This is a genomic window from Companilactobacillus crustorum JCM 15951, assembly GCF_001434585.1.
Lineage (GTDB): Bacteria > Bacillota > Bacilli > Lactobacillales > Lactobacillaceae > Companilactobacillus > Companilactobacillus crustorum.
The window spans coordinates 1-12,311 of record NZ_AZDB01000012.1; the positions used below are offsets into that span (position 1 = coordinate 1).

The window sequence follows — 12,311 nt, forward strand, 5'->3', positions numbered from 1 at the left end:
CATTTACACAAGATTCTTGACGCTACCGATTCTTTTTTACGGTGTTCTAATCCGATTTTTAACAAATAAATAACTTGAAATACGATTTGAAGGGTAAGTTCTGTAAAGGAGAATCACAGTGTTTTTCAGAACTAGTATTTCAACAATTTAAGAATACTTTATCGAACGCGTTTCATGTCAAGCGCTTTTTTTATATAATTAAGTATGATAATTAAAAGGAGTATATATGAAATTATTTAGAAATGATATAACCAAGATTATTTTGGCTACGTTGATTTTTCCAGTAGTGTTAATTATAGTTGGATTAATGTCAAAGAAGCAAAGTACTGCCAGCATCTGGCAAGCAGTGGGAGATTTAGTAGTATTTGTTGTGGCGTATCTTTTGAACAAAAAATACTTTCAACAAAAAGTTACGTGGGTAAACAAAAATAATTTAATGTCGCAACTTTTTACGGCACTACCAGCAATTATTATCGTGGTATTTTTAGATTCGCCAATGTTAATGGTTTCAGATTTTCAAGTGAAGTTTAAGGTGATCGTTATTTGCTTGTTAGTCGGCCTAGCTGAAGAATATGTCTTTAGAGGAATTATGGTAGGGCTTTTCTTGAAAGTGCTGCATAACAATGTTTTTGGGGCTGTAATAGGATCTAGTATTATGTTTGGCTCAATTCATTTCATAAATTTAAAATCATTGCCTATTGGATATGTTTCAGGTCAAGTGATTTTTGCGGCTGCGATTGGAATTCTTTTTGGAACGATTTATATCAAGACTCATAATTTAACAATTGTTATTTTATTGCACGCTTTGAGGGATATGTTTCCCATGTTTTCAAGTAAGACCGTTTTACAGATGTCGCATACAACTTTCTCAATGGCTACTCTTTACGTCACTGTGGTCTTTTTGATAATTGCTTTGGTGATTTCATACATTCAATTAAAAAACTTTGAGATAAAAAAATAAGAAGCTAAGGCTTCTTATTTTTTTTAGTCTAATTTTAGTGGTTGCGTACTATCTAGCCAATTATTGGTTTGGATATTCTTGAAGTACATAGTGACTTCAGAAGTGGTGCTGTTAACCTTGACCAACAGGGCTCCATCAAAGCTTTTTCCAGGTTGTACCTGATTGTTGCTGCTGGCTTGAACCAATTGAGCGTTATCTCCAGTAGCGGTAGTAGCACTAAGCTGTTTATCATCTTGCTTAAGCATAATAGCATTATTTTGAACTTGTTGAGGAGTTTCAGCGGTACTAGTTTTATTGGTGTAATTATATTTAACTAATAAAGCTGCATCTCCATTAGCATCTTTGATCAATTTAACTTCATTAGAAATTTTGAAAGTATACCAATCGGTATCATAAGTTAAGTCATTATAAGTCCCTGGATTTTGAATCTTAGTAGTTGTCTGTTTTTGATCAGTCTGCTTTTCAACTTTTTAGCTGGTTGTTCTTTAGTTACTTTTTGAGCCTTATTAGGTTTGGAAGCTTTCTTAGTAGTTTTCTTTTTAGGTTTAACTTTTTCTATTTTATGTGATGGCTGTGTAGTATGAGTGGTGTTGCTATTGGTATTAGCTTTCCAGAATATGAATATACCAATTGCAATAATCAATATCAAAACAATCGAAATTAGAAAAGTCTTTTTTTGATAAAATGGTGTCTTTTTTCTTCGAAGTGCTTCACGAGTCATACGAGATCCAATGTTGCAATTTTCCCTTTTCATAATGCTACTCCCTATGAATAATTCGTTAACTTTATAATATCATAATTACTTAGCGGTAATTAATTAACTAAAAAATGCTTAGTTTTTTTTAAAAAAAGAATTTAAATCTAGGGTGTTGTATTGACCTAAAAAAAGTGGTATAAATATCTGGTCGAAGTTAATGAGATAGTTATTTTGTGTAGAAGGGGGTCACAATGATGTTGTTTTTTGGTAATCATGGCGACTATGAAGTTACTTGTAATTTCTTTAGCAAGGAAGGTCAAACCATTGCTAAGAAGCGCATTTGTCACAACGTTTCTAAAAAAGAGGCTCGTGACGGTATGAGAGATTATGTTACAAACAGATTCTCTGATATTATTGATGTAGCTCATCCCATTAAAGTTGTTGCTAAGCTAACAACTAAATAGAAGGATAAAATATAAGGGTACCTAAAAGATGAAACTCTCTGAGTTTCATCTTTTTTTATATCTCCAATAAAAAATTGGTATGATAGATACAAGGAGGCAATGTTATGGATCATGATAAAGTAACGGGTAAACGTTTCTTTTATGTGACAGTGCTTAATGTGTTAATTACTATTACAGAATTTATTGGTGGAGTATTATCAGGTAGCTTAGGATTGATATCTGATGCTTTTCACAACTTAGAAGATTCCTTATCAATAGTAATTGCCTATGTTGCCAATGTTGTCGGTAAAAGAAAAAATAATAGTAAGAAAACTTTCGGATACAAGCGGGCAGAAATTTTGGCAGCTTTTGTTAATTCGATTGTTTTAGTTGTAATTACGTTGATGATGGTTTTTGAATCGTTCAGGCGTTTGTCGCAACCACAACACATCAATGGAAAATTGATGATGATTGTAGCAATTATTGGATTAGTAGCTAATTTGGTTTCAATGCTACTATTGTTTTCTGGTTCTAAACATAATTTAAATATTAAGGCAACGTTTCTTCATATGTTAACTGATACCCTGTCATCTATTGGCGTACTGATTGCCTCAGTTTTTGTTATTTTATTCAATTGAAATTGGGTCGATCCACTTATTACAATAATCATTGCTATTTGGCTGTTAAAAGAGGCTTACAGCGTCGTTTCAGAAACAATTAATATTCTGATGGAGGCCAGTCCCAAAATTGATTTGGATGCAGTACAAGAGGCGATTTTAACAATTCCCGAAATAATTAAGGTTCATCACGTTCATGTTTGGATGATTGACGAAAATCATATCATGTTGGATGCACATATTAATGTAAAAATAAGCTGCAATATAGCCCAACTGGATGAATTGTACGATAAAGTAGACAAACTCTTGAACGATAAATTCAATATTACGCATGTAACCTTGCAAGCTGAAGGTTCTAGAGGCCTAGATGATTCATTGATAGATTAATAACTAAAGATAATTGTGCTAAGATTAATAGGTAATTCTATATGAAAGTTGGGAATGGCGTAATATGGTAAAACTTGTCATGGTAAGGCATGGAGAGAGTATTGCTAATGCTTTAAATCAATATACGGGGTGGAATAATGTTGGTTTAACTCAAGAGGGAATCATCCAAGCACATGTGGCTGCTAAGAAACTTCAAGGATTTGATTTTGATCACGTCCATACCTCGGTTTTAAAACGTGCAATTATAACTGCCTATATAATACAAGACGATTTAAATCTCAATTATGTGCCGATTACTAAGTCGTGGCGCTTAAATGAACGTCATTATGGAGCCTTGAGGGGTCTCAACAAAGATGTGACTAGAAAAGAATTTGGCGTTGAACAGGTACATCATTGGCGTCGAAGCTTTTATTCAGTACCACCAAAGCTAAAGCATCCAGATCCTAATATTGGTCCTTATAAATATTATGATTCAAGAATCATGCCTGTTGCCGAAAGCTTGTATGAAGCTTATCAACGAATCATTCCATACTATGTTGATCACGTTGCACCGCGTTTGTTGGATAACAAAAATCAATTGATTGTGGCTCATGGCAGTACGATTAGGGCTTTAATCAAGTATATTGAAGGAATCAGTGATAAAGATATCGATGGAGTCGAAGTAGCAAATGGAACGCCATTGATTTATGAGTTTGATTCAAGGCTAAATATTATTAATAGCAATCGTTAGTAAAAATAATTTAAAAGAAAATGCTTTCTTTTTAAATAATTTGCGTTAGAATATTTAAATGGTCTAGATAAGTTGGATAACATTTTTGATGCCAAAAGAACTTTTTAGATTAATTAATTGTAATAATGTTCATTTAAATGAGTACTAGAGATCGTATTATGAGAAACAATAGTTCCTTATGTATATCAGAGAGCTACCACGTTAAAAAATAATTATTACTAATGTTTGGTCAAATTGAGAGGGAGTTTTTTTATGAATATTTTAATTGCTTTGATCCCGGCTCTTGGTTGGGGATTTATGCCGATCATTACCGGAAAAGTTGGTGGTTCACCAGTTAATCAAATGTTTGGAATTGGTGCTGGTGCAACTATTGTAGGATTGATTTCTTATTTAGTTACACAGCCAAGTGTTAGTACACAGGCATTTTGGTTCTCAGTTTTGTGTGGAGCCTTATGGACTATTGGACAAATTGGTCAATTTATTTCTTTCAAACGAATTGGCGTTTCTGGAACCGTCCCATTATCAACTGTGTTTCAATTAGTTGGTAATTCAATTATTGGTATGTTAATTTTTGGCGATTGGTCAGGGGTACATGCTAAAGTTATTGGTATTATTGCTTTATTGATTGTTGTCGTAGGTGCGTTATTAACATCAGTTACAGATAATACATCTGGTAAAAGCTTAGAAGCTAAGGATGCTATTTTCCTTCTATGTACTACAGTTGGTTTTTGGATTTATTCTTCATTTCCAAATATGCCAATTGTTAAGGCTGAAAGTTCAACTGGAATTTTCTTGCCAGAAATGTTGGGAATTCTTTTAGGTGCTGTTATTTATGCTTTGTTTACTGATAAAAAATCATTTAAACAAAAACAACAGTATCAAAATATTATTGCTGGTATTGCTTGGGGAATCGCAGCTTTTGCTTACATCTTCTCAGCTAAGGCTAACGGAAATACATCTGCCTTTATTTGGACACAATTGAACGTAGTGATTGGAACCTTTGGTGGTATCTTCGTATTACATGAAAGAAAGAGCAAGCGAGAGCTAACTTATACTATTTTAGGTATTGTATTGATCGTTGTTGGTAGTGTGGCAACATCATTTGCTTAATAAAAGATAATAGGAGTCGTAACTTTAATTAGTTACCGACTCCTATTTTTTATATTCTGCAATAAATTTATTTGTTTCATGCCATCGATACTTCAAGCATGGTTTCTTTTAAATAGTCAAATTCTCCATATCCACTATATAAGAAGATATATTGCGTATTATTGTAATTGAATTTAATTCTATTCCATCCGTAATAATTATCTTCTTTGATATCGCTGATTTGATTAATTGGAATATTGATTTGATCAGTATTGATAAGCCCTTTTAAAGAAGAAATAGATAGGGTATCCTTGGAGATTTTAAAACTAACATATCCATATGAAACAGATGAATCCTTCTGAATAATTTAAATGTAAGCAAACATAACTTTCACGTTCCTTTCTTGATTCGCCTTTACCATAAGCCATCGAACGGGTTTTATAGCAAGGAGATTTTTCAAATTATAATAAATTGTTGTGTAATCGGTTACGTAACTTTAAAATATACTTATTTAGTTTAAGGAGGAACCGATTTTGATCAAGCATATCTTTTCTGACATGGATGGCACATTACTACAGGGCAATTGTAAAATCAGTGAAAATAATGTCAGGATAATTAAAGAAAGCCAGATTCCTTTTACATTAGTCTCAGCACGTTCACCAATGGAAATGACAGAGACGATTGATAAGTTAGCTTTAACAGAGCCACAAATCGCTTTCAACGGTGGTTTGATTTTTCAAAAAACTCATCAAGGTATTAAAATTCTTCAAGAAGATGCAATTGAAACTACTGAGGTCGTTCAAGTTTTGGATGAAGTTAAGAAAGATTTTCCTGAGGTTAGCTATAGCCTTTATGATTTGGAATACTGGTACGTTGAAAAAATGGATCGGGGCATCAAATATGAACAGGAATTAGGTGGACAAACACCTCAAAGGACTGATTTTGTTTCTTTATTAAAACAATCAACAACTAAGATATATAAAATTATGTTAATTTCCTTCTCCGAAGAGGAAATGAAAACACTGGTTGAAAAGATGGGAAATTTGAATCGAGGAGATTTAAGCGTCAATCAATCGAGCGAAAACTATCTAGAAATTACGAGTCAATTGGCCCAAAAATCTCGTGGCGTTCGCTATATCCAAAATCTGGAGAGCTTGAATACTGAAGATATGGCTGCCTTTGGGGATGGCTATAATGATTTATCAATATTAAAAATGGTTGGAACACCAATTGTAATGGACAATGCTCTACCCGGTGTAAAAAATCATGCTAAATATGTTACAAAAGATAATGATCATGATGGTGTGGCATTTGGAATTGAAAAATATTTAAAAACGCCATATTAGTCAATATATTGCTGTCTAAAGCAGATTTATCATTTATGAATAATTGATTATAATTGTCGTAAAAAAAGCCGTATGACTTTTAAATTGGCAAATAAAAACACTGAGAAGAATATCCTCAGTGTTTTTTTCAATTAATGGTTTTTGAAATGTGGTTTTCTAGATATAAAGATTCGCCATAACCAGTATTGATAAATGAAAATATTTTTTTGTTATAAATAAAACGAATCAGATCCTCGCCATAAAATTTTTCTATATTTAGGAAGAGAATCTTATCTAGGGGAATAATAGTACGTTTTAAAGGACGGACTCCACGACTCAGAGTTAGAGAGAGGTTGTTTCGGATAAATTCATAGTAGGCATAACCCTTAAAGTCGACAGTATCGTTAGAAAATATTTGAATATAGGTGAACATAATAATCACTTTCTTTTTCTGAATAGTACCAACCATGATAATTGACTGGTTGAAAGGATTATATGTGTGAAATCATATTAATTATATTCTTAACACTTGGTTGTTACGACATGTACAGCGTGAGCGTCTTTTTTGCTTAATAAGAATCAAAAAGCTATTTTTTATTTAAATTATTAAATGAATAATGGCTTAGAAAGTAGATGATGGAGATGGAAAAAGATTTTGCTAAAAAGTTAAATTGGAAGCCACTGATCAATAGTCTAATTTTAGGAGTTGCCTGTGGAACTTCTATGTTCATTCTTTTGAATTATAACTTGGTAGTAGGAATTGTAATTGGATTGATTGTTTTTCTTTTTCAAAGCATATGGGTCTATCCTCATTATTTACCTAATTTATATGGGCATTGGAAAATTACCGATAAAAGTATCTCGTATTATGATTACAGTACTTGGAGTAAACGAATTCAGGCAATCTTTTTGCCAATGTTTCAATCGCAAGTAGAGGTACCCTTTAAAAATATTTCTTCTTATTCATTAGTTGTTAATAAGCATCGAAACAAATGGCAACCACATTATATTATCTTGAAGTTATATGACGGCCATCAGGTGCTTTTAGATTTATCTTGGAATTTATTAAAATCAGGTGAACCAGAAAAGGACGTTGAATGGGCAGTTGATTTTATAACTAGTAAGTTAAATCAAAAAACAGTGCAAGTATTGCAGATGTGAAAAGAATTGCAGCAAAAAAGGCTAGCTTTACTAATTTAATTAGTGAGGCTAGCCCTTTTAATATTCATATTTATTCGTCATCATCGTCGTCAATTTCGCCGTCGATCTTAATATCTTTTAAGGCGGAACGATCTTTTCTAACGAGACGTAAACGATTGAGTGAAACTTTGCCAAGAACTAATGGGACACGTTCTTCCACAACATCATTGTATGATAGTCCAAACCAGTTAGCTGGAGAAATGAATTTTTGAAGGACTAAACGCATGTGAATGATACTTTTCTTAACGTTACTAATCTTAGTATCTGGTGAAAGGACCTCTTTGATGATAACGAAGGAGAAGTCGCCAACTTCACGATCAGGAATAGTTGTGTATTTCTGAGGTTGAGGTTTAATTTCTCCATTCGACATCATGTCATTAACAACTTGACGCAGATAAACATTAACTTTTTGATCAACTCTAAAACCTAAGTAGAGTTGGACACTGACCATATAGTCAGTATCAAAAGTTTCTACGCTATAAGCAGCAGTATAAGGTTCGTCCGTAACATTAACAGTTACGAACCAATAAACTTGAGCTCGCTTAGGACGTTTATCAAGAATGGAATAAAGAATATTTTTCTTAATGCGATATCCATCATGAATCTTAGTTAAGTAAACCAAGTTAGTTGTATAAAGCGGATAACTTGGGTCTTTTCTTAAATCATTTAATTGGTGTTTGAAAGCTAGTAGGGAAACAAAATGGCTCCGATAAGTATTGTCGTCTTTTAGACGTTCGCCGTATCTCCAAGTGAACATAACCACAATAAGAACTGCAGCAATGAACATAGTAATGTAAGCACCATGAATGAACTTACTACTATTAGTTACAAAGAAGATACTTTCAATAATAAAGAAGAAACTGATAATAACGGTCGTAAAGAAGCGATTAGCTCGTTTCATCAACAGCCATTGATGGAGCAAAATAGTCGTCATTAACATAGTAATAGTAATTTCTAGACCGTAAGCATTTGACATATTTTCCGAAGTTTTAAAGTAGAAAACAATAAACATACAAACGACCCAGATAATTGAATTAACAGTAGGAATATAAAGCTGTCCCTTAAAATTAGTAGGGTAGTAAGTCTTCAATCTTGGGAAAATTCTTAGTTTAGTAGCTTCAGATACTAAAGTATAAGAACCAGAAATCAAAGCTTGCGAAGCAATAATAGCTGCCATAGCTGAAAGGAAAATTCCGAATAGTCTAAAGTCAGCAGGAATGGATTGGTAAAATGGATTCATTGCTGATCCCATTTGTTGAAGAGAATGATTATCCTTCACGCTCAAGATCCAAGTAGCTTGTCCCAAGTAACTTAGCAATAAACAAACTTTAACGAAAGGCCAACTAGTATAGATATTAGGACGCCCAACGTGTCCCATATCTGAATACAAAGCTTCCGCACCAGTAGTAGCAAGAAAAATACTACCTAAGATGAAGACGCCTCGAATATTGATTGGGCTTCGTAATAATTCAAAAGCATAATAAGGATTCAAAGCTCGAATCATAGACCAATCTGATGAAAGGTTCATGATACCAACGAATCCTAAGAAAGCAAACCAAACTAGCATAATTGGTCCAAAAGCTCGGCCAATCAACTGTGTACCAAATCTTTGAATAAAGAATAAGGTAGATAAAATAATCAAAGTAACAATAATTACCTGATTTTGGGTACTGATCAAAATAGTATTGTTAATAGCAATACCCTTCAAACCTTCAATAGCTGCTGTAACAGTAACAGCAGGTGTCATCATACCATCAGCTAGAAAGGTTGCCCCACCGATCATAGCTGGGATGATCAACCACTTTGCTCGTTTTCTAACCAAGGTATAAAGAGCAAAGATACCACCCTCACCACGGTTATCAGCACGTAAAGCAATTAAAACATATTTAATTGTCGTGACTAAGGTTAGTGTCCAAAAAATTAATGAAACACTACCTAAAATAAAATTGGTGGACATTTTTTCAAGTCCGCCATTCCCAACCATCAAAGAGTGCATAACGTATAGAGGAGAAGTACCAATGTCCCCGTATACGATTCCTAAAGCAATAAGGAATCCTGCAACGCTCATCTTTGAATGTGGGTTATTTTTAAAAGAATTTAGTTGTGTCTTTTCCATATAAATAATCTCCAAAATAAACAGTTCAACGGCGATTATAACATTAGAATTGATAGTATGAAACAACTTAATTTTAGAGAAAGTCGTTTTGCTATATGTTAGGATATTTAACCGCTATTGATATTACTTTGTGTGGATTGGAACAATTAATGAGGAATCTGCAGTTTTAATTGTGTAGTCAATATCTTGATTTCCTCGCACGGTCATTCCAAAGTCGGTAGCATAAATAATTAATCCTAATTGGTGCCCCTGTAATATCTTATAAAAGGTAGGCTGCAATTCAACGTTAATATCATAAAAAACATTTGGATCTAGCTCATCATTTTTATAAGGAGCAGTACGATTTTGTAAGTTTAGATGTCCCTTGGTAATCATTTTAAAGGGGGTTTCTTTATCATAGGTAAATTCGCGTAGATCATCTTCGCGCCAATCATAGGTTGCAGCCAAAGCATTTTTAGCTAAAAGAATAGGTGAAACAGTTAGACGCTTTTGTGATCCATAGTCGATTAATTGAAAGCTTAATAATCCTAAATTTTGATTGGAGGATACTTTTAAATTAACTTCGGCTTTTCCATCAATAATAAGATCTTTTTTCAGTTCTGCGGTTTTAAAGATTAATTGGTTATTAGTAATTTTGGGATCATTAGATAATAAATCTTTTTCCCAAGCATCGTTATGCTTAATATAAAAATCAAAGTCCTTTTGAGCAAGCTTGTCGTTAAATGATAGTGATTGGTTCACACTATTTTCTGCTGATAATTTATCACTTGATAAATTATATTTAATTTGGTCATTATTGTTATCAGACCAGTCTTTGTAGCTATTCCAGGTTTCGACTTTGGTATTGTCTTGGATGATGACATTAGGGATGATTTCTTTTGCCTGGTTGTCCACACCTAGCAATTCATGAGTTAGCCAAAGGTTGATTATATCGTTATAATCAATTGATCTAAAAGCATTGATATAGATATGCTGACCTTGGTGAAGAATTATTTTTTCTGTAACGCCGTTATTCTTGATTCCATTCCAAAGTCGTTCTACGTTTCGAGGTTTAACATTCCAGTCATTTAAGCCGTGAATCATAAAAACATCAGCTTTAATGTTCTTGAAATTTTTATGATAATTTCTAGCATCCCAGAAGCGATTATAATTTCCTGTATTTCGATCTTCGCCAGTTTCAATATCTTTAATTTGTTGATTCCACAGTTGCTTTACGTTATGAAAATCCCCCGGTTGCAAACGACGACTAAAAGTTTCCTCTGCTAAAACGTCGGCGTCTTCGCCAGGAAAACCATCCGGAGCGATAACTAAGCCACCATCACGATAATAATCGTACCAACTAGAGATAGCAGCCTCACTAATCACTGTTTTTAATCCGGGAACCCCCGTTGTAGCAGCCGCTGTAGCTAACGTTCCCAAGTATGAACGGCCAGTCATGGCGACTTTTTTATTAGACCACCAAGCCTTGATTTCAATGTTATCGGTTCGATTAGTAAAGGCAGGAAGCTGACCTGTTAACCATTTAATAACCGAAACTGTAGAGATTGTTTCGTCCGGATCACCTGTGGTTCTTAAGCCATCTGAATCTTTGGTCCCAATACCAGCCATATAAACAACGGCAAAGCCACGCGCCAAGAAGTAGTTATTTAGCGTATATGAACTTTCTCGAGCAAAATCTTCTTCAGCACGCTTAGTTTGACCATTAATTTCTCGAGGTTCAGGAACCATTTTTGTCTCATTATATTCAATATCTTTATACTGTAAATTATTTGGTTCCTTATGTTTTAGAGGTATATTGACATTATGAGTAAGCTTTTCACCAGTTTCATCATTAGTTCCTTGATTATAGGGACTGGCAGTATACAAAATGGGAACTTTAAGACCTTGTTCAGTCTCTTGAGGACGGAGTATTTCCGCTTTGAGAAGATCTCTTTTTCCATCATGATCACTGTCTTGAGGCGATTCAACATAAACCACTTCGCGAATTAATTTATGGGGATCAAAAACAGGTAATGTTTTGCCATTGAATAAGAGCGGTTGAGTTATCTTGCCATAAAAGGACGTAAAGAACCCCTTGGCGGCTAATGAATCTATGAATGTTTCACCGTTTTTATTATGAGTTGCCAATAACCAATACCATGCGGATTTTAATTCATCAATTGTAAAATTATCGCCGTTATGGTCAGCAATCATCAATTGAATTTTTTTCATGGCTGAAAGAGGATCGGATAAGTTGAAATCAACATCGGGATTAAATTTTAATAGTTGAAGACTAACGTTATAAAAAGCCATAACGGATAAACTAGTGGCGTAATCTAAATATTCGTTGAGATTTTGATCCTCAGTTGCCATATAAGTTTTTAGTTTTTCTTCAAAAATGGAAGAAGTCTTTGCTTCAAGAAAACTCTTGCTGAGAAAACTTTTCCATAGGCGAATTGGGTTAGACTCTGATTCATTATCTTTGTCAAGAAAGCCAATTTCCTTAAGTTCTTTTATTTGATCATTAAAACTTGTAGGACGAATTGCAAATTGATTATTTTTCATATTGACAACTCCTTTTAAGTATTAATTTCATTATAGAGCAGAGACATGATCTTTTGATAGGTATAAGAAAAAAGCTCAATGGTTATTGGATTTTACTTAGGTTGAAGAGAGCATTGAAGCTTATTGATTGGATACAATTAATTTTAAATTCAAATATATAAAAAACAGTTAATGACTATGATGTAAAAAGTCATTAACTGCT

Annotated in this window: 12 protein-coding genes; 8 read left to right on the forward strand and 4 right to left on the reverse strand. The window is 33.5% G+C overall.

What is annotated here, in order from left to right; all coding sequences use genetic code 11:
- Positions 1 to 226 precede the first annotated feature (226 nt).
- Complete coding sequence (locus FD26_RS04800; RefSeq protein WP_057867293.1) at positions 227 to 961, forward strand: CPBP family intramembrane glutamic endopeptidase; 735 nt, start codon at positions 227 to 229, stop codon at positions 959 to 961.
- Positions 962 to 984: 23 nt separating this feature from the next.
- On the opposite strand, the gene FD26_RS04805 is transcribed toward FD26_RS04800, so the two are convergent.
- Both FD26_RS04805 and FD26_RS04810 read right to left on the reverse strand, forming a co-directional pair.
- A complete protein-coding gene (locus tag FD26_RS04805) occupies positions 985 to 1,389 on the reverse strand; it encodes a DUF5067 domain-containing protein (RefSeq protein WP_082596235.1) in 405 nt (134 codons plus the stop codon).
- Positions 1,359 to 1,715: a hypothetical protein gene (locus FD26_RS04810; protein ID WP_057867295.1), complete on the reverse strand. Its 357-nt coding sequence runs from the start codon at positions 1,713 to 1,715 to the stop codon at positions 1,359 to 1,361. The genes FD26_RS04805 and FD26_RS04810 overlap by 31 nt, the downstream gene beginning before the upstream one ends.
- A 194-nt stretch (positions 1,716 to 1,909) precedes the next feature.
- Between FD26_RS04810 and FD26_RS04815 the strand changes: the two genes are divergently transcribed.
- The 7 genes from FD26_RS04815 to FD26_RS04845 all read left to right on the forward strand — a co-directional run bounded on the left by FD26_RS04815 (position 1,910) and on the right by FD26_RS04845 (position 7,410).
- A complete protein-coding gene (locus FD26_RS04815) occupies positions 1,910 to 2,122 on the forward strand; it encodes a hypothetical protein (RefSeq protein WP_232230838.1) in 213 nt (70 codons plus the stop codon).
- 104 nt (positions 2,123 to 2,226) lie between these two features.
- Positions 2,227 to 2,739, forward strand: coding sequence for a cation diffusion facilitator family transporter (locus tag FD26_RS11285; RefSeq protein WP_235525329.1), 513 nt, complete (start codon positions 2,227 to 2,229; stop codon positions 2,737 to 2,739).
- Positions 2,740 to 2,829: 90 nt separating this feature from the next.
- Positions 2,830 to 3,105, forward strand: a complete 276-nt coding sequence (locus tag FD26_RS11290) for a cation transporter dimerization domain-containing protein (RefSeq protein WP_235525325.1) — start codon at positions 2,830 to 2,832, stop codon at positions 3,103 to 3,105.
- A 64-nt stretch (positions 3,106 to 3,169) separates the two neighbouring features.
- The gene (locus FD26_RS04825; protein ID WP_057867297.1) at positions 3,170 to 3,835 is read left to right on the forward strand and encodes a 2,3-bisphosphoglycerate-dependent phosphoglycerate mutase; all 666 of its coding nucleotides are present in this window, start codon (positions 3,170 to 3,172) and stop codon (positions 3,833 to 3,835) included.
- 252 nt (positions 3,836 to 4,087) lie between these two features.
- A complete protein-coding gene (locus tag FD26_RS04830; protein WP_057867298.1) occupies positions 4,088 to 4,945 on the forward strand; it encodes a GRP family sugar transporter in 858 nt (285 codons plus the stop codon).
- Between the two features lie 512 nt (positions 4,946 to 5,457).
- Positions 5,458 to 6,270 (forward strand): HAD family hydrolase, encoded by an 813-nt coding sequence (locus FD26_RS04835; protein WP_057867299.1) that lies wholly within the window; start codon positions 5,458 to 5,460, stop codon positions 6,268 to 6,270.
- 621 nt (positions 6,271 to 6,891) lie between these two features.
- Positions 6,892 to 7,410, forward strand: a complete 519-nt coding sequence (locus tag FD26_RS04845) for a hypothetical protein (protein WP_147000146.1) — start codon at positions 6,892 to 6,894, stop codon at positions 7,408 to 7,410.
- 70 nt (positions 7,411 to 7,480) lie between these two features.
- On the opposite strand, the gene FD26_RS04850 is transcribed toward FD26_RS04845, so the two are convergent.
- The gene (locus tag FD26_RS04850; RefSeq protein ID WP_057867302.1) at positions 7,481 to 9,565 is read right to left on the reverse strand and encodes a KUP/HAK/KT family potassium transporter; all 2,085 of its coding nucleotides are present in this window, start codon (positions 9,563 to 9,565) and stop codon (positions 7,481 to 7,483) included.
- 123 nt (positions 9,566 to 9,688) lie between these two features.
- Complete coding sequence (locus FD26_RS04855) at positions 9,689 to 12,109, reverse strand: Xaa-Pro dipeptidyl-peptidase (RefSeq protein WP_057867303.1); 2,421 nt, start codon at positions 12,107 to 12,109, stop codon at positions 9,689 to 9,691.
- Positions 12,110 to 12,311 lie beyond the last annotated feature (202 nt).